Annotated in this window: 16 protein-coding genes; 13 read left to right on the top strand and 3 right to left on the bottom strand. The window is 45.2% G+C overall.

Going from position 1 to position 17,658, the window contains the following annotated elements; genetic code table 11:
• On the bottom strand, positions 1-208 hold a 208-nt coding region (locus G470_RS0104095; RefSeq protein WP_028273721.1), incomplete at its 3' end, for a transposase.
• Between the two features lie 241 nt (positions 209-449).
• Between G470_RS0104095 and G470_RS0104090 the strand changes: the two genes are divergently transcribed.
• From G470_RS0104090 to G470_RS12640, 6 genes are all read left to right on the top strand, one after another.
• Positions 450-1,796, top strand: coding sequence for an ABC transporter substrate-binding protein (locus G470_RS0104090; protein WP_035445040.1), 1,347 nt, complete (start codon positions 450-452; stop codon positions 1,794-1,796).
• A 112-nt stretch (positions 1,797-1,908) separates the two neighbouring features.
• Positions 1,909-2,841, top strand: a complete 933-nt coding sequence (locus G470_RS0104085; protein WP_035445039.1) for a carbohydrate ABC transporter permease — start codon at positions 1,909-1,911, stop codon at positions 2,839-2,841.
• 146 nt (positions 2,842-2,987) lie between these two features.
• Positions 2,988-3,752: a carbohydrate ABC transporter permease gene (locus G470_RS0104080; RefSeq protein WP_420806582.1), complete on the top strand. Its 765-nt coding sequence runs from the start codon at positions 2,988-2,990 to the stop codon at positions 3,750-3,752.
• An 18-nt stretch (positions 3,753-3,770) separates the two neighbouring features.
• Complete coding sequence (locus G470_RS0104075; protein WP_028273717.1) at positions 3,771-4,391, top strand: YesL family protein; 621 nt, start codon at positions 3,771-3,773, stop codon at positions 4,389-4,391.
• Between the two features lie 149 nt (positions 4,392-4,540).
• Positions 4,541-5,782, top strand: a complete 1,242-nt coding sequence (locus tag G470_RS0104070; RefSeq protein ID WP_028273716.1) for an aspartate aminotransferase type Ic — start codon at positions 4,541-4,543, stop codon at positions 5,780-5,782.
• Between the two features lie 72 nt (positions 5,783-5,854).
• On the top strand, positions 5,855-6,262 hold the full coding sequence (locus tag G470_RS12640) for a YtxH domain-containing protein (RefSeq protein WP_035445033.1): 408 nt from the start codon (positions 5,855-5,857) through the stop codon (positions 6,260-6,262).
• 60 nt (positions 6,263-6,322) lie between these two features.
• On the opposite strand, the gene G470_RS0104060 is transcribed toward G470_RS12640, so the two are convergent.
• Positions 6,323-6,769, bottom strand: coding sequence for a DUF2188 domain-containing protein (locus tag G470_RS0104060; protein WP_028273715.1), 447 nt, complete (start codon positions 6,767-6,769; stop codon positions 6,323-6,325).
• A gap of 140 nt (positions 6,770-6,909) precedes the next feature.
• Here G470_RS0104060 and G470_RS0104055 point away from each other — a divergent pair, with 140 nt between their 5' ends.
• From G470_RS0104055 to arcA, 7 genes are all read left to right on the top strand, one after another.
• Complete coding sequence (locus tag G470_RS0104055) at positions 6,910-7,797, top strand: NAD-dependent epimerase/dehydratase family protein (protein ID WP_035445030.1); 888 nt, start codon at positions 6,910-6,912, stop codon at positions 7,795-7,797.
• Positions 7,798-7,812: 15 nt separating this feature from the next.
• Positions 7,813-8,664, top strand: coding sequence for a methyltransferase domain-containing protein (locus tag G470_RS0104050; RefSeq protein WP_028273713.1), 852 nt, complete (start codon positions 7,813-7,815; stop codon positions 8,662-8,664).
• A 343-nt stretch (positions 8,665-9,007) separates the two neighbouring features.
• Entirely contained in the window at positions 9,008-10,153 is a 1,146-nt protein-coding gene (gene queG / locus G470_RS0104045) for a tRNA epoxyqueuosine(34) reductase QueG (RefSeq protein WP_035445026.1), read from the top strand.
• A 60-nt stretch (positions 10,154-10,213) separates the two neighbouring features.
• Complete coding sequence (gene trmL, locus G470_RS0104040; protein ID WP_028273711.1) at positions 10,214-10,723, top strand: tRNA (uridine(34)/cytosine(34)/5-carboxymethylaminomethyluridine(34)-2'-O)-methyltransferase TrmL; 510 nt, start codon at positions 10,214-10,216, stop codon at positions 10,721-10,723.
• Positions 10,724-10,871: 148 nt separating this feature from the next.
• On the top strand, positions 10,872-12,617 hold the full coding sequence (locus tag G470_RS0104035; RefSeq protein ID WP_028273710.1) for an ABC transporter ATP-binding protein: 1,746 nt from the start codon (positions 10,872-10,874) through the stop codon (positions 12,615-12,617).
• Complete coding sequence (locus G470_RS0104030) at positions 12,614-14,359, top strand: ABC transporter ATP-binding protein (protein ID WP_028273709.1); 1,746 nt, start codon at positions 12,614-12,616, stop codon at positions 14,357-14,359. The genes G470_RS0104035 and G470_RS0104030 overlap by 4 nt, the downstream gene beginning before the upstream one ends.
• A 279-nt stretch (positions 14,360-14,638) precedes the next feature.
• On the top strand, positions 14,639-15,889 hold the full coding sequence (gene arcA / locus G470_RS0104025) for an arginine deiminase (RefSeq protein ID WP_028273708.1): 1,251 nt from the start codon (positions 14,639-14,641) through the stop codon (positions 15,887-15,889).
• Positions 15,890-15,959: 70 nt separating this feature from the next.
• On the opposite strand, the gene argS is transcribed toward arcA, so the two are convergent.
• The gene (gene argS / locus G470_RS0104020) at positions 15,960-17,654 is read right to left on the bottom strand and encodes an arginine--tRNA ligase (protein ID WP_028273707.1); all 1,695 of its coding nucleotides are present in this window, start codon (positions 17,652-17,654) and stop codon (positions 15,960-15,962) included.
• Positions 17,655-17,658 lie beyond the last annotated feature (4 nt).

The following is a 17,658-nucleotide window of genomic DNA, read 5'->3' as shown; positions in this document are numbered from 1 at the left end:
TAAAGTCTCGCTCATAATAGCCATTTCTTTGACTCTGACGACTTTCTGAACGTTCATAGTCATCGGCTTGAATATATTCTGTTCGTTGATTTTCCATCAATTGGTTGAAAACAGTGGTCAAAATATTTTTAGAAACTTCATCTTTTACCGAATGTTCAATAATACTTTGAACCTCTTCGTTGTTCAGTGTAAAATGTACTTGGGTCATGTAACGTCCTCCTGGGTATGTTTTTGTGGTTAAAAACATTGTACCGTAAAAGGGCTGTTACATGGCCTTTTATCTTTTACACAATTATATGGACTTTATCTGTGAATGGGTGTGGTAACTTTATTCTACAGAAGGGACTTCCTTTTTTCTATTTACACAAAATATTTTATACTCTCAACTGTTAAGCAAAGTCGCTTTACTTTCTATGCTTACATATAATACTTAGGAAAGAGGTAAGGTCATGAAGATAAAAAAATGGAAGTCATGGCTTTCGTTGGGAATTACAGGAAGCGCTGCATTAATTTTGGCTGCTTGCGGCGGAGGAGAAGCTGCCGACGGGACAGATACCGGCGGTGACGCGGCAAGCGGAGATAAAATCCACTTGGAAATGTGGTCCTTCTGGGGAGAAGGCGCACGCCGAGATGCTATTGAAGCGGCGCTGGACGAGTATAACAGCTCCCAAGATGAGATTGAAGTGGAGTATGTTTACCAGCCATGGGGAGATATTTGGACAAAATCTCTTGCGGCAATTGCAGCGGGGAATCCGCCTGATATTATTGTGCAAGACATCAACTCGGTCCGTCAACGTGCGGATGCGGAGCAGGCGACAAACATTCAACAATACCTCGATCAAGAGGAAGAAGATATTCAATCCCGTTTCTATCCACAGTTATGGGATACGGTGATCCATGAAGGAGAGGCGTACGCACTGCCGTTTAACACGGATACGCAAGTGTTGTTCTATAACAAGGATATGTTTGAAGAAGTGGGATTGGACCCTGAAACACCACCGGCCACTTGGACAGAATTGGAAGAAGCTGCCCGCGCGTTGGACGTGAAAAATGGTGATAACTGGGAACGTATCGGCTTCTATCCTCGTTGGAGTATCGGTGCAGATGTATGGGCTTTAAATGCGGATGGCGGAACAAGTTGGTTTGACGAAGAAGACAACGTGAAAGTCAACACGCCGAACAAGGTCGCTGCTTTAGAATGGATGCTGGAGTGGCAAGATTACTATGGTTCAGACACTATCAACCGTTACGAAGCAGAGTTTGGACAGGGCATTGCAGACCCGTTCATTTCCGGATTAGTGGGAATGCGCGGACAAAACATCAACTATTACTTAAGTCTGCGCGACAACGCTCCAGAAGATTTCAACTTTGGCGTCGCTCCGCTTCCTGAATATGAAGAAGGATCCGGAAACTGGTCTTGGGGCGGTGGTTTTGTATTGGAGATCCCTCAAGGTGCTGAAAACCCGGAAGCTTCTTATGAAGTGATGAAGTACTTGACTTCAACCGAAGTTCAAGAGCAGTTTGGGATGGACAGCTTTGATATCATGGCAAACCAAGAAGCCAATGAGAACTTAATGGAACATCCGGACTTAACTGAAAAAGGGCGCGAGATGTACCAGATGGCACACAAAAACTTGGAAAACACCGTTATTACACCGGTTCCTTTGACTGCGCCGGACTTTAATCCATTAATCAACGGCCAGATTGACGAAGCCTTCTTAGGCAATAAATCGGCCAAAGAAGCGTTGGATGAAGCCCAGGCATCAGTGGAAAATCTTGTGGAACAACATCAGTGATCTCGAACTTTGAATAAAAGAGAGGGTGACAGAGATGTCTTGTCGCCCTCTTTTTGGCAAGTACGAATGAAGAAGCGGAGACTTTTTGTCTTCTAGAAAGCAGGTGGATAAAATGGCTGCAAAGGCAGTAACAAAAAGGAAGTGGACGAAAAAACAGAAAAAAGAAGCGTTGTGGGGTTTGTTTTTTGTGTCTCCTTTTATCATAGGATTTGCAGTATTTATGCTTGGCCCGATGTTGTTTTCATTCTACGGAAGTTTTACCAATTACAACTTGACTTCTAAAATGGACTTTATCGGATTAGCCAACTTTAAGAGGATGTTTACACAAGATGAGCTTTTCTGGACGTCTTTGTACAATACTGCTTACTACGTTGCATTCAACGTTCCTTTGACAGCGATAGGAAGCGTCTTATTGGCAGTCTTATTGAACCAACGTATCCGGGGCATTCGGGTATTCCGGACGATCTTTTACCTGCCGGCAATCTTGTCTGGGGTTGCAGTATATGTGTTATGGATGCAGTTGCTGTCGCCGTCCACAGGGTTGGTGAATACGGTATTGTCTTGGGTTGGAATCAGCGGACCGGCATGGTTGTTTGATCCCAATTGGACCAAGCCAGCACTGATTTTAATGAAACTGTGGAGTGTAGGTGGCGCGATGCTGCTGTATCTGGCAACGTTGCAAAACGTCCCGCAACAGCTGTATGAATCCGCTGAAATTGACGGTGCCAGCCCCTTTGGTCAATTCCGCCATATAACGCTGCCGATGATTACGCCGATTATCTTTTATGATGTCGTCACATCTACTATTGGAGCGTTTCAGATCTTTCAAGAAGCGTACGTCATGACAGAAAGCGGTACGGCTGGACCGGCCAACTCCTTGCTTTTCTACAATTTCCATATGTGGAACAAAGCATTTGTAGCCTATGACATGGGGTATGCGATGGCCATGTCGATGATACTTTTCGTCATTGTTTTAATACTGACCTTTATTAATCTGAAACTGGCTCCTCGCTGGGTACACTATGGAGGAGGGGAAAACGCATGATTGATACATCTACACAATCTAAAGAGAAGACGCGTTCTTTTGAAGAACCGGTCGCAAAGACGAAGTACTTCAAGAGCCGCAAGCGTCAAAAGAAAATCGGGAAGTTCATCACTTATTTTCTTTTGATTTTAATCAGCATCGTTTTGATGACACCGCTTGTTTGGATGGTTTCCACTTCGTTGAAACCGATGGAAGAGATTGTCCAATTCCCTCCGACCCTGTTCCCGGAAACATTCCAATGGGAAAACTATACACGTACGATTGAAGCTTTTCCGTTTTTCAAATACGCACGCAATACGTTGTTTATCACGTTCTTCGTTGTATTGGGTAACGTCGTATCCAACTCGTTTATCGCATATGGATTCGCTAAAATTTCGTTTCCCGGAAAAAATCTGTTGTTCGGATTGGTTTTGTCCACCATGATGGTGCCGGGATTTGTGACGATGATTCCCCAATACATTTTGTTCACCCAATTGGGGTGGGTGGGAACGTATCTACCATTGATCGTGCCTTCTTTCTTCGGGAGTGCCTTCAACATTTTCTTGATGCGGCAATTTTATATGTCAATCAATGACGAATTGATTGAAGCGGCTCATATGGATGGGGCGAATCACTTGTACATTTGGAGTCGCTTGATGATTCCGTTGACCAAACCGGCGTTAATCACTATCGGTATCCAATCGTTCAACGGCGCGTGGAACGACTTCTTAGGTCCGTTGCTCTATATCCATGAAGAAGAAATGTACACACTACAAATTGGACTCCAGATTTTCCAAAATCAGTCCACAACACAATGGAACTATTTGATGGCAGGAGCAACAATGGTCTTGCTGCCGACCGTTCTTTTGTTCTTCTTCGCACAGAAATACTTTATCGAAGGCATGGACTTGACGGGAGGAACGAAAGGTTAACAGCAGGAGGGAAACAGGTTGAAAAAAGTAGATACAACAAAAATCGTGGTGCATGGAACGGAATGGGTGTCACGGATGGCGGTATTGAATGTCTCGTGGCTGCTGTTTTCTCTCCCGGTTCTCACAGTGGTTCCAGCCACCGATACAGCGTTTGAGTTGTTGAACTGTTGGGAAGAGGAAGGCCCGACGCAATCTGTTTTTCGGTTATTCGCTCAAACATTCAAGAAGAATTTTACACGCAGCTACAAATTTGGCTTGCCCATGCTGGTGATAGCGATCATTTTTATTCTTGATATCCTTTTTCTAAGTTCGCAATCGATTCCGGAAGCTGGTTTTCAAGTATTGAAGTATGCCGTTTATACATTATTTGTAGTGTTTGTAGTCGGTCTTTTATATGGATATCCTTTATTGAAGAAAATCCAAAAAAACACGCTGCAGACCTTTCTGATGGGAATAATGCTGGCGGTTGCGCATCCCATTATCAGCCTGGGATTATTGATCAGTTTGATTGGGCTGTTTTTCATCTTCTTGAAATGGCCGGCCGTGATTTTTTTCTTTTCATTCAGTGCGCCTGCATGGCTTGGAACGAAAGCTGTTTCTCTTGCGCTCGAAAAGAATCGAAAGAAACACAGACGATGAAAGCAGACATTAAAAACCAGTAGACGCCTTGTATCCGGTGGCTTACTGGTTTTTTCTGTGTGTGCATCAAATCCTTTTCTGTATTCAATTTCAGTATTCTAAGATATAATGGGAAAATACATAGAAAGAAGTGAAGGAGGAACAACAAAATGAGTACACATCCTGACGAAAAGCGCATCAATGAATTGCGCACGAAATACGAGAAGTGGAAACAGTCTCCGTTCCAGTTGGCCATCACAAGAGGAGTCCCTTCCAGAGAACAACTGCAATTGAGTGAACCGTTGCTCAATGTGTTGTCGCCTGAAGACTTGATTGGAGAAGGCAACACGGATTACAGAAATTACGGGGGATTGACAGGTATTCCGGAAGCCAAACAACTTTTCGCCAATCTCTTTGACACCACTCCTGAGGAAACCGTTGTAGGAGGAAACTCCAGTTTACAGTTGATGTACATTTTACTGAACAGCAAGATGAACATCGGCGAAGATGCTTGGAGAAACGAGGGGAAAGTGACGTTCTTATGTCCCAGCCCGGGATACGACCGCCACTTTCAAATGACAGAGCACTTCGGCATCCATATGATTCCCGTTGATTTAAAGGACGACGGTCCGGACATGGATCAAGTTGAAAAATTGGTCGCTGAAGACGAAACCATCAAAGGCATTTGGTGTGTGCCGACGTACAGCAATCCGACCGGAACCACTTATTCGGATGAAGTAGTGGACCGTTTGGCCGCGATGGAAACGAAGTCGCGTGATTTTATCGTCATTTGGGACAATGCATACATGGTGCATCATCTGAATGAAGAAAAAGAACAGGCGAAAAATCTGTTGGCGGCATGCAAAGAAGCCGGAAACCCAAATCGCGCGTGGATGTTCACGTCCACATCGAAAATTACATTCCCGGGAGCGGGAGTGGCTGCCATCAGCACCTCTGAAGAAAATGTTTCGTATTATACAAAAATGCTCGGCAAACAACTCATCAGTTTTGACAAAATCAATCAAATGCGGCATGTGAAGTTTTTGAAAGACAAAGATGGGGTCGAAGCGCATATGAAAAAGCATGCTGACATTTTGAGACCTAAGTTTGAGATGATCGAACACAAGCTGAAAGAATATTTCCAAGGAGAAAAATCCGGACTGGTGGAGTGGACCACGCCTAATGGAGGGTATTTCGTTCATTTGACGACCAAAAAAGGATGCGCATCAAAAATTGTCCGTGCTGCAGAGGACATCGGCATCCAATTGACACCGGCCAATGCCACATACCCATATGGACACAATCCGGATGACAACAGCATTCGTCTGGCTCCAACATCGGTACCGGCATCGGAACTGGAGCAAGCAATGGAAGCTTTGGCGGTCTGTATTGAATGGGTCACCTTGCAGTAAGTGTTAATATATGCATCACAAGGAAAGAAACGATACAATATAGGAAGAAACCAACGAAAAGGAGAGGGCATTATGTCAAAAGGAACATTTGGATTTGGGATGTTGATTGGCGCATTGGCAGGTTACGCGGCAGCGTCTTTCTTGGCTCCGAAACCTGGAAAAGAAACACAAGAAGAATGGAAAGCGAAAGCAGAAGAATATGTTGAAAAAGCCAAACAACAAGGCACTCAACTAAAAGAAAAAGTTGCTCCTTCAAAAGCTGGAGAAACCTCTGATAACATCACCGTTTACAGCACCAATGAAGGGGTGGGCGATGCTACGGACGCTTTGGCGGTTGATCAACAGTTCCACGCCGATGTGCCGGCACCAGAAACGTCGGAAGCGCCGGTTCCGTCAGTCGCTCCTACTGTGGCGAATGGTGTGGCAGAAGATGCGCGTTACCGTGAAGCCGATCCTTTAGAACACGAACCAAGACCATAGAAGAAGACGGCAAAAAAACTTCCCAACCTGGAAATTGGTTGGGAAGTTTTTTTGTTCCTATCAATCCGGTGTTTGTTCTTTTTGTTTGCTGCCGTCTTTTTTATAAATGATTACTTTGCTCTCTTTGTTTGCCGCCATCTCTTTGGCGCGTTTGACCGCGTCCGTCTTTTTATCAAATGTTTGTGCCGGACGTTCGGCTCCTTTTGTTTGGACTTTCCAAACGTCCTCTTCAAAGAACACTTCTACGTCATTATCGATTAAATCTTCATTGCTGCTGGACTCGTGTTCATCATGCTTGGTGGGGTCGGCTTCTTTTTCAAAGGCTCTTTTTTCCTCATCCGAAGCATCTTGATGCCATTCCTTTGCCTGTGATTGGGCGATGGGAATGGCCCGGTCTTCGTCGTAGCCGTCTTCTAGAAGTGCGTTGGCAATGTCAATCGCTTTTTTCCGGACAAGGGAGTCCATATTTTTCATGGATGCAGGGTAATCATTCATATCCCAGGGCATAGCATTCGCCTCCTTTCGCTCTTCTTCACTTATAGCATTTGAAGGCAAAATCATCCAGAAATATGATTCCAACGTGCAATGGAGAGTGAAACTTTGGTATAGTGGAGAAAAGCAAGGGACGTTTGAAAGGAGACCATACGATGAAGAAGAATATTCTTGTATTGGGCGGCACGAAGTTTTTTGGAAAGAAAACAGTGAATCTGCTGCTTGAAAAAGGGTATCAAGTGACCATCGCGACAAGAGGAAACACACCGCACGCATTTGGAGATAAGGTAGATCACATCATCTTGGATGCGAGAGATGGTTTTCATGAAGGCTGGCGAGAAGTGACTTCCCATTCGTGGCATGCTGTATTTGACAATGTGTGCTATACAAAAGAAGACGCTCGGTTGATTATCGAAAAATTGCAAGGAAACATGGAGCAGTTATTTTTCACTTCTTCCATGGCGGTATACCAAGGAGATAAAGACGGTTACGAAGAATCGGATTTTGATCCGTTCACGTATACGATTGACCCTGAAAAGCAAGTCACATACGGTGAGGGAAAGCGCCAGGCGGAAACTGTTTTTTACACTGAGGCTCCGTTCCCGGTGACTTCTTTCCGACTGCCGATTGTGTTGGACACTGACGACTATACAGAACGTCTGCTTTATTATGTCGAGAAAGGCGTCAACGAAGAAACCATCCGATTCCAATACTCAGACGTCCTGGTGAACTACGTCAAAGGATCGGAAGCAGCAGAGGCGATTGTCTGGCTGATTGAACATGAAAAAGAAGGCATCTTCAACATCAGTTCCAGAGACGCCATTCCGGTTCAGACCTTTATCCAATGGCTGGAAGAAGGCGTGGGCAAACCCATTCAAGTGGTGTATTCAGGACAACCGGAGCCGGATTCCCCGTTCAGCGTGAAGCATGACCAGTATTTGGTGTCTGATAAATTGATCCGCGAAGGCTTTGAATTGTCCACATTGGAAGAATGGCTGAAGCCGCTCATCCGAGAGCTTCGCGCACAAGTAGAGAACAAGTGAAAAGGAAGGGTTCCGTTGAGTAAAAAGCAACAAGCAATTGAATTTTTGAATAGAAATCGGCACTTGTTTCAGTGTCCGGTATGTAGCAACACGTTTCTAGGCGTCCAAGAAGGCAGCTTTGTATGCAAAGAAGGTCATTCCTTCGACGTCGCTAAGAAAGGCTCGCTTCACTTTCTGCTGAAGCCTTCAAAAAATGATTATGGAAAAGAGATGCTGCGTTCCCGCTTTGCCATCGCGCAAGACGGTCTGTTTAATGGAATCCTTGATGAAATCTATCCTTTTATCCAACACCATACAGGCGTGACGCTCGATATCGGATGCGGAGAAGGATCACATCTGGACTATTTACATGGAAAAGGGCTGCAGGGGACAAAAATTGGATTTGATATTTCAAAAGAGGCCATCCAGCTGGCTGCCGCCCATTTCACTGCGGCGTTTTGGTGTGTGGCGGACTTGGCACAGTCGCCGTTTGCGTCTCACTCGTATGATACACTGTTGAATATTTTTTCTCCTTCCAATTACGATGAGTTCTCCCGATTATTGAAACCGGGCGGGCAGGTAGTAAAAGTGATTCCTGGAGAATATCACCTTTATGAATTGCGGCAAGCCTTATACCACGGCGATCAAGAAAAAGACGCCTATTCCAATGAATTGGTATTTAAAAAGTTCAAAGAACACTATCCGGATGCTGAAATTAAACCGGTTCGTTATACGTTCGCCTTAAATGGCGAACAAACAAAACATTTGTTGGAAATGACGCCGCTGTCTTGGAATGCGTCTCAGGAGAAAATAGATGCCGTTCTCGCTTCTGGGCTTGAAGAAATCACTGTAGACGCAGTCATTTTAATGGGAAACAAACAGGAGTAAGAAAAAAACAAGTGGTTTTAAAAGACAAAAGTTTGTTTAGCGACAAAATACCAAGAGAGAGACTTGCATTCTTTATTTACCCGTGTTATATTGTGAATCATAAGCTATTTTGGTTCGTTTGTTTTTATCAGTCATCCCATCAGAAGCTGATAAAAAGGAAGGAATTGTCAAAGGCTTAATTAACGTATTGCCTCGCCGTGCTGGACACCGAGGTAATACGTTTTTTCATGTCTAAAATAAAAAACAAAACAGTTTTTGAATGGTCTCTGCTCAACCATTTCCTCAATATCGTGTATAATAAAGTGAAATCAATTTACATATCGATGGGAGGAGCGTGGGTGTGATGCTGTCGTTGAAAGAACAAATCATTGAAAAGAGCAAAGAAATCGGCATCGACAAAATCGGATTTGCCACGGCTGAACCTTTTTACGAACTGGAAGACCGGCTGACCGTTCAAAGAGAGAAAGGCTACCATTCCGGCTTCGAACACAATGACATCAAAGACCGTGTATACCCGGAGAGAATTTTCGAAGAACCCAAATCGTTCATCTCCATCGCCTTGGCTTACCCCAATAAATTGAAAAATCCTCCAGAGAGAGTGAGAGGGGAACGAAGAGGAGAATTTGCCCGTGCGTCCTGGGGAGTGGACTACCATACCATTCTCCGCGACAAGATGGACCAGCTTGTGGCGTACATCCAGGAAGCAGCAGGACCTCAGGCGCGCTTCAAACCTATGGTGGATACAGGGGAAGTGGTGGATGTGGCGGTCGCACAGAGAGCCGGCCTGGGCTTCATTGGCCGCAACGGCTTATTGATTACGGAAGAATTTGGGACCTATGTCTACCTAGGGGAAGTATTGACGAATTTGGAGTTCGAACCTGATGAACAAGTGCCGTTCGGCTGCGGAGATTGTATGCGGTGTGTTCAAGCCTGTCCTACCGGGGCGCTGCTAGGGGACGGACGGATGAATGCCAAAATTTGTTTATCTTATCAAACTCAGACAAAAGGATACATGAATGAACAATTCCGGCGTAAAATGGGGCATGTCATTTACGGATGCGACATTTGCCAAATAGCGTGTCCTTATAACCGCGGAATCGACGAACACCGTCACCCGGAAATGGAACCTGACCCGGAAAAAGTCAAGCCAAAGCTTAAACCGCTGCTCACCATCAGCAATCGGGAATTTAAAGATGAGTTCGGCCCTATGTCTGGTTCCTGGCGCGGAAAGAAGCCATTGCAGCGGAACGCCATCATCGCTTTGGGGAACTACCGCGACCGAACCGCATTGCCTGATTTGTTGCGGTGCGTGGAAGAAGATGTCCGTCCGGTCATACGTGGAACGGCTGCGTGGGCTATTTCTAAAATTGTGACCGCAAGAGATGAAATGGTTGTGGAGTTTTTAGAAGAAGCGCTGGAGAAAGAAACAGATGCAGAAACCATTTCAGAATTTGAAAAAGCGATTGAAGAGATCCAATCGAAAAACTGAATGACATATTCAGACGATCAAAACTATTATTAGAAACTTAAGAAGCAAGGAGAAACGATGATGCCTAATCACATAGTTTTATTTGAACCGTTAATTCCAGCCAACACCGGGAATATTGCGCGTACTTGCGCGGGAACGAATGCCTCCCTACATTTGATCGAGCCACTGGGATTTAAAACAGACGACAAACACTTAAAAAGGGCCGGTTTGGACTATTGGAATGACGTGAATGTTGTCTACCATAAAAACTTGGAGGCGTTCATGGAGACGGCTGCAAACGGCAAGCTGCACCTCATCAGTAAATTCGCTAATAGAGTCTATACGGAAGAAGATTTTTCGGATACCGATACAGATCACTATTTTCTGTTTGGAAAAGAAACGACGGGGCTGCCGGAAGAGTTCATGCGTGAACACGAAGACGAATGCCTGCGTATTCCGATGAACGACAAGCATGTCCGCTCCTTGAATTTATCCAATACAGCGGCGATTTTGATTTACGAAGCTCTCCGCCAGCAAGATTTCGCAAATATGGATCTCACGCACCATTACGAGAATGATAAATTAGACTAAACGGGAAAACGCATCAGAAACCAATGGATGATCATGGCATCCATCGGTTTCTTTTTTTGCATAAAATGATGTTGTGAAACCGGGGTAAAATGGCTACAATAAAGTCTAAAGAACGCAAGATTCAGGCGAAAGTTGTGGGGGAGAAAGCATGTTTTCAGTAGTGAAGTACTTGAAACCTTTTTTTATTGAAAATAAAAAGAGGTACGGTTTCGCCTTGACGGGAATGATTGTGGACAATTTATTGGTATTGGTTCCACCTTACTTGTTAGGGACGGTTATTGATTCGATTTTTCAAGGAACGTTGACGCGTGCATGGTTGTTTCAACGGGTATTGTTATTTGCGGCGGTGATTGTTCTTTCCTACTTTGTAGGCGCTTTTTGGACTTATCAATTGTTTGGGGGATCAAACGTCCTCACCCGGAAACTGCGCCGTCAATTGATGGCACACTTCCTAAAAATGCGTTCCGTGTTTTATGAGCGGTTCAGAACCGGGGATTTAATGGCTCGCGCAACCAATGATTTGCAAGCGATATCTGAAATGGCCGGTTATGGGGTCATGGTCACGTTGGATTCCACGGCATTTTTGGGAGCCATCGTTTTGATGATGATTTTTTCGATATCAGGGAAATTGACGCTCTTTACGCTGCTCCCTGTTCCGTTGATGGGGTATATTTTGAAAGTGTTGGGAGATAAAGTCAACAAACGGTACCGGGAATCGCAGGATGCTTTTGCGGAAATCAACGACGAAGTGTTGGAATCGGTGGAAGGAGTGCGGGTCATCCGCGCCTATGTACAAGAAGAAAAGAAGCAGGAACAGTTTGAGGCTCAAACTGAGAATGTGCTTCAAAAAAATATCGCCGTCGCTAAAATCAATTCGACCTTCCAGCCCATCATCACCATCTTGTTGGGCGTCAGCTATGTGATCGCGTTTGGATACGGGGCCATACTGATTGCCAACGGTGAATTGACGGTCGGTGAATTAGTTGCTTTCCAAGTCTACCTGAGCATGATTGTCTGGCCTGTCCAATCCATTGGAGAACTGATCAATCTGACTGAACAGGGAAGCGCATCGCTTTCGCGTGTGAAAGAAGTGCTCGAATCCGGGGATGAGATGGAAGAAGAAGGGATGAAGAAACTCTCCGAAAATCCAGACGTGGACTTTTCGGACGTGTCTTTCCGCTACCCGAGTTCTGACCATCCAAACTTAAACCAATTGCGGTTAAAGATTAAAAGTGGGCAGACCATCGGAATCGTCGGGAAAACTGGCAGCGGGAAAACCACATTTATCCGGCAGTTGCTCCGGCAATATCCATTGGGAGATGGAAGCATCCAGTTGGACGGTCATTCCATCCAAGAAATCGAGTCGAATGAATTGCGGCAGACCATTGGTTACGTTCCACAAGACTACATTCTCTTCTCCCGTTCCATCCGGGACAACATCGCTTTTGGAAAACCGGATGCGACAGACGAAGAAATCATGGAAGCGGTGCGGATGTCCAACTTTGAAGAAGACTTGAAGCGGATGCCGAAAGGGCTGGATACACTGATAGGAGAAAGAGGCGTGTCAGTATCCGGAGGACAAAAACAGCGGATTTCCATTGCTCGTGCCTTACTGAAGAATCCTGACATATTGATTTTGGACGACACTCTTTCAGCGGTGGACGCCAAGACAGAAAAACAAATCATTGAAAACATTCGGAAATTGCGGAAAGGGAAAACAACCTTGATCACCACTCATCGTCTCTCCGCTATTCGTCACGCAGATTGGATCGTGGTCTTGGAAGATGGAAAAATCATTGAAGAAGGCACAAACGAAGATTTGCTTCAGAATGAAGAAAGCTGGTATCTCACACAATACAGACGCCAGCAGATGAGGGGAGAAGAGACCGTATGAGAACTCTTGGAAAAATGTTGGGGTATACAAAGCAGAAAAAAGGGGCATTTCTCTTCGGACTGATCCTTTTGTTGGCAGCTGTAGGAGCGGACTTGATGCGCCCGCTGTACATTCAGCAAGTGATTGACCGTGTGCTCACGCCGGCTTTGGAAGCGGGATTGAATACATCGTTGTTGGTTCGATTGCTGGCGGTTTACATGGGGTTGTCTCTTGTCACAGCGGCATCCCGTTATTTCAGCTTTCTGTTGCTGACGGTGGGCGCCAATACCATCGTACGGAACATGCGGAATGACTTGTATGCTCGCGTTCAGAAGATGCCGATTCGGTATTTTGACAATATGCCGGCGGGGAAAGTGGTGTCCCGTATCACCAACGACACGGAACAGCTGCGCATTTTTTATGTGATTGTTTTCGGGCAGGTATTGACCAATGTAGCTTATTTGGTCGGAATCTATGTGGCTTTGCTCCGGCTTCATCTGCCGTTTGGGTTGACGGCGTTGCTGCTGGTGCCACTCTTTATTGTCTGGGCAATCATCTACCAAAAATACGCCAAAGTGTATACTTCTAAAATTCGCAGTTTGATCAGTGACATCAACGCCAAACTGAATGAAGCCATCCAGGGGATGCCGATTATTCAATCCTTCCAGCAGGAACAAAAAATCAGTGATGAGTTTGATGAGTCAAACGATGAATGGTTCCGTTACAGTCAAAAATTTATGATGCTGGATGCGATCGCTTCTTGGAGTTTCATCGGAAGTTTACGGAACTTGTCTTTGCTTCTGCTGGTCTTGTACTTTGGGATAGGAACGATAGAGGGAACACTGGGGATCACAGTCGGGTTTTTGTATGTTTTCGTGGAGTACACATCCAGGTTGTTCGACCCAATCCAAGGAATCGTATCCCAGTGGGCTTATTTGCAACAAGCACTGACTTCCGCCGGCCGGGTATTTGACATGATGGGAATGCCAGTTGAAAAAGAAGTGGACAATGAGTTGATGTCTTCGGACGGGGAAGTGGTGTTCGATCATGTTTGGTTTGCTTACAACAACGAAGAGTATGTGTTGAAAGACATTTCGTTTACTGCTAAAAAAGGAGAGACCGTCGCATTGGTGGGCCATACCGGGTCGGGAAAGAGCTCCATCATGAACTTGTTGTTCCGGTTCTATGATCCATCAAAAGGGACAATTACCGTTGATGGCGTATCAACCACTAGTGTTTCCCGCAAAAGTTTACGAAAACACATTGGTATTGTGCTGCAGGATCCATACCTCTTCAAAGGGACCATCGCATCCAATGTTCGATTGGGTGAGGGCGACATCAGCGATGAACAAGTCACAAGCGCGCTCGAAGCGGTCGGCGGGTCATCTGTCCTTGGAAACAGCACGAAAGGGTTGGAGGAGCCGGTAGTTGACAAAGGAGCCACGTTGTCCTCAGGGCAGCGGCAATTGGTTTCATTTGCCCGGGCGCTGGCATTTGATCCATCTGTATTGATTCTCGATGAAGCAACGTCAAACATCGACACAGAAACGGAAGAAATGATTCAACATGCGATGGATGTCGTGAAGCAGGGACGTACGACGTTTATTATTGCGCATCGATTGTCCACCATCCAAAATGCAGACAAAATATTGGTGCTCGATCAAGGAAGAATTGTGGAAAGAGGCACCCACGACGAATTGCTTTCTCAAAACGGCCAATATGCACAAATGTACCGCATGCAGGCGGCAAAGAGCGTTTCTTAAACAAGAAACGCTCTTTTTAATACAATATTGTATTTTTAAGAATCGAAATGGCTGCTTGTTCATTCATGTTTTATTCGGGATGAAAAGAAATAAATGATTACTTATTCAATGCCGGGTATGTTTATGTTTGTTTTTGTTGGAGTGGAGAGAAAATGAATAGATGGTAAGTCATTTTTATTCGCTTTTTGATGTAAATTCGTTAGGATGAGGGAGGAAAGTGGATAAACAACGCTTTCAGAAAGAAATTTTTTGTGCAAGAGATGTTGAGGAGGAGTATAGATGCAGGACCACACAAAACCTGTCCACGTATTCTCGGAAATTGGAGAATTGCAGACAGTTTTAGTGAGAAGACCGGGAAGAGAAGTAGAAAATATGACACCCCAGATTATGGAGCGGTTGTTGTTTGACGATATCCCGTATCTTCCTGCCATTCAAAACGAACACGATGCGTTTGTGAAAGTATTGAGAGAGAATGGCGCTGAAGTTGTATATTTGGAAAAGCTGACGGCAGAGGCTGTCGATGCCGGTCAAGTGAAAGAAGAGTTTGTGGATGCAATCGTTGAAGAATCTTATGTAGCTTCTCAAACTGCCAGGGAGGCAGTGAAAACTCATTTGATGTCACTGGACACCCCCCAGTTGGTGGATGAAGTGATGGCGGGAATCAGGAAAAAGGATATTCCGATATATGCTCCCGGATTGTTTGAACTATCCAAAGAAGACGACAACCCGTTTTATTTGAATCCAATGCCGAGTCTTTACTTCACTCGGGATCCGGCGGTAGTGTTGGGGAACGGGTTGACCATCAACTCCATGAAATACGAAGCGCGCGTCCGGGAGTCCTTGTTTATGGAATACATTGTGAAGCATCACCCTCGCTTTGCAGGAAAAGAACTTCCGATTTATCATGGACGTGAGTCCGTAGCAAGCATGGAGGGCGGAGACATGTTGGTGTTGAGCCCTCAGGTTCTTGCCATCGGCATATCCCAACGGACGTCGGCAGCCGCCATCGAAGAATTGGCTCAGGAAATTTTCCGGCGCAACTTGTCGTTTGAAAAAATTCTGGCCATCAAGATTCCGAATGTGCGGGCGATGATGCACTTGGACACCGTGTTTACAATGGTGGACCATGACAAATTCACCATTCATCCTGGGATATTGAATCTTGACGGATCGATTGATACGTACATTCTTGAAAAAGGTGACGAAGAAGGAACTTTTGCGATGACTCACCAAACCGACCTTCAAGAAGTACTGAAAGAAGCGCTGGGCTTGGATGACTTGGTATTGATTCCATGCGGCGGCGGAGATGAAATTGTCGCTCCGCGAGAGCAGTGGACGGATGGATCGAATACATTGGCGATTGCTCCGGGAGTGGTGGTTACTTATGACCGAAATTATGTGACCAACGATTTGCTGCGCCAGCACGGCATCAAAGTGATTGAAATTGCTTCAAGCGAACTTTCCAGAGGCCGGGGAGGACCACGATGCATGAGCATGCCGCTCGTAAGGAAAGACATAAAACAAATTTGAAAAAAACTAGAAAAAGACCACAAATATCCTGTCTATTTAGGAAATTCGTGGTCTTTTTGTCTATAGATGATTACATCTCGTCAGGTGAGTTGACACCCAGCAAGTTCAAATCTTCTTTCAATATCTCGGTGACCGCATGAACCAATGCAAGGCGGGAGTCACGCTCTTCATGTTCATCCAATACGCGGACATGTGCATAGAACTTGTTGAATGCCTGCGCAAGGTGAAGAGAGTGTTTCGCGATAACAGAAGGTTCACGTTTTTCATACGCACGTTGAACGGTCTCTGGGAATTCCTGTAACAATTTGATGATTTCCCAGCTGTAATCGTCGCTCAAGTTGAACTCTTCAACCGGTTGAGCATCCAATGCTCCGGCTTTGCGTAAAATACTCATCGCACGAGCACGGGTGTATTGAACATAAGGGCCGGTTTCTCCTTCGAATTGAACCAATTCGCTGATGGTGAAGTCGAAGCTGTTCAAACGATCGTTTTTCAAATCGTGGAAAACAATTGCGCCGACGCCGACTTGTTCTGCGACTTGTTCTTTGTTTGGCAAGTCTGGATTCTTTTGGTTGATTTGGTCCAATGCTTGGGCAACCGCTTCGTCCAATACTTCTTCCAACAATACGACTTTCCCTTGACGCGTAGACAGCTTCTTGCCGCCTTGTGTGATCAAGCCGAATGGGATGTGTTGAATATCATCAGCCCAGTCGTAACCCATTTCTTTCAACACAGCTTTCAATTGTTTGAAGTGGTTGGTTTGTTCTTGGCCCACTACATACAAGGACTGAGTGAAGTCATAGGTGCGGTGGCGGAAAAGAGCCGCTGCCAAATCACGAGTAATGTACAGTGTCGCACCGTCTGTCTTTTTGATCAAAGCAGGGTTCAAATCGTATTTTTCCAAATCAACGATATGCGCACCTTGGTCAACCGTCAACAGATTTTTTTCTTCCAACAATTCGACGACTTCATCCATCTTGTCGTTGTAGAATGCTTCGCCGTTTGTGGAATCAAAAGAGACGCCTAAACGATCATACACTTTATTGAATTCCTGCAAAGATTCTTCTCTGAACCATTCCCACAATTCAAGAGCTTCGTTGTCGCCGTCTTCCAACCGCTTAAACCAACTCCGGCCTTCTTCTTCCAATGAAGGGTCGTCTTCGGCTTCTTGGTGGAATTTAACATACAACCGCAGCAGCTCAGTGATGGGGTTTGCACGGACTTCTTCTTCAGTGCCCCATTTTTTATAAGCGACAATCAATTTTCCGAACTGAGTTCCCCAGTCACCTAAGTGATTGATTTTAACCGGATGGAAGCCCATCTTCGAATAAATTTTTGCTAGGGAGTTCCCGATTACGGTAGAACGCAGATGGCCCATGGACATCGGTTTGGCGATGTTTGGGGAAGACATGTCAATCGGAACGTTTTGGTTTTTTCCAAAATCGGATTCTCCGTAGTGCGCACCTTGTTCGATGACTTCTGTGATGACCTGTTTACCGACCATGTCACGTTTCAAGAAAAAGTTCAAATAAGGTCCGACCGTTTCTGTTTTTTCAATCAGAGGAGAAGAAATTTTTTCTTGCAGTTCAGAAGCGATTTGAGCAGGATTTTTGCGAAAAATCTTCGCCAACTGAAAAGCAGGGAAAGCCATATCTCCGTGTTCTGCCGTTTTTGGCTTTTCCAGCAAAGCTAAGATGTCTTCCATCGTCAAATGGTCTTTCAAATGGGGATATAGTGCTTCAGCGATGGACAATTGGTATTCCATGTGT

It is taken from the genome of Atopococcus tabaci DSM 17538 (assembly GCF_000429585.1).
Taxonomy (GTDB): Bacteria; Bacillota; Bacilli; order Lactobacillales; family Carnobacteriaceae_A; genus Atopococcus; species Atopococcus tabaci.
The sequence above is the reverse complement of the archived record's forward strand: the minus strand, read 5'-3'. Positions and strand labels throughout refer to the sequence as shown.

Bases quoted from the DNA above. Each gene is read 5' to 3' on its own strand.
- G470_RS0104030 (WP_028273709.1), top strand. From the start codon at position 12,614: ATGAGAACTCTTGGAAAAATGTTGGGGTATACAAAGCAGAAAAAAGGG.
- G470_RS0104035 (WP_028273710.1), top strand. From the start codon at position 10,872: ATGTTTTCAGTAGTGAAGTACTTGAAACCTTTTTTTATTGAAAATAAA.
- G470_RS0104070 (WP_028273716.1), top strand. From the start codon at position 4,541: ATGAGTACACATCCTGACGAAAAGCGCATCAATGAATTGCGCACGAAA.
- queG (WP_035445026.1), top strand. From the start codon at position 9,008: ATGCTGTCGTTGAAAGAACAAATCATTGAAAAGAGCAAAGAAATCGGC.
- G470_RS0104055 (WP_035445030.1), top strand. From the start codon at position 6,910: ATGAAGAAGAATATTCTTGTATTGGGCGGCACGAAGTTTTTTGGAAAG.
- G470_RS0104085 (WP_035445039.1), top strand. From the start codon at position 1,909: ATGGCTGCAAAGGCAGTAACAAAAAGGAAGTGGACGAAAAAACAGAAA.
- arcA (WP_028273708.1), top strand. From the start codon at position 14,639: ATGCAGGACCACACAAAACCTGTCCACGTATTCTCGGAAATTGGAGAA.
- G470_RS0104090 (WP_035445040.1), top strand. From the start codon at position 450: ATGAAGATAAAAAAATGGAAGTCATGGCTTTCGTTGGGAATTACAGGA.
- G470_RS0104080 (WP_420806582.1), top strand. From the start codon at position 2,988: ATGACACCGCTTGTTTGGATGGTTTCCACTTCGTTGAAACCGATGGAA.
- trmL (WP_028273711.1), top strand. From the start codon at position 10,214: ATGCCTAATCACATAGTTTTATTTGAACCGTTAATTCCAGCCAACACC.
- argS (WP_028273707.1), bottom strand. From the start codon at position 17,654: ATGGAATACCAATTGTCCATCGCTGAAGCACTATATCCCCATTTGAAA.
- G470_RS12640 (WP_035445033.1), top strand. From the start codon at position 5,855: ATGTCAAAAGGAACATTTGGATTTGGGATGTTGATTGGCGCATTGGCA.
- G470_RS0104060 (WP_028273715.1), bottom strand. From the start codon at position 6,769: ATGCCCTGGGATATGAATGATTACCCTGCATCCATGAAAAATATGGAC.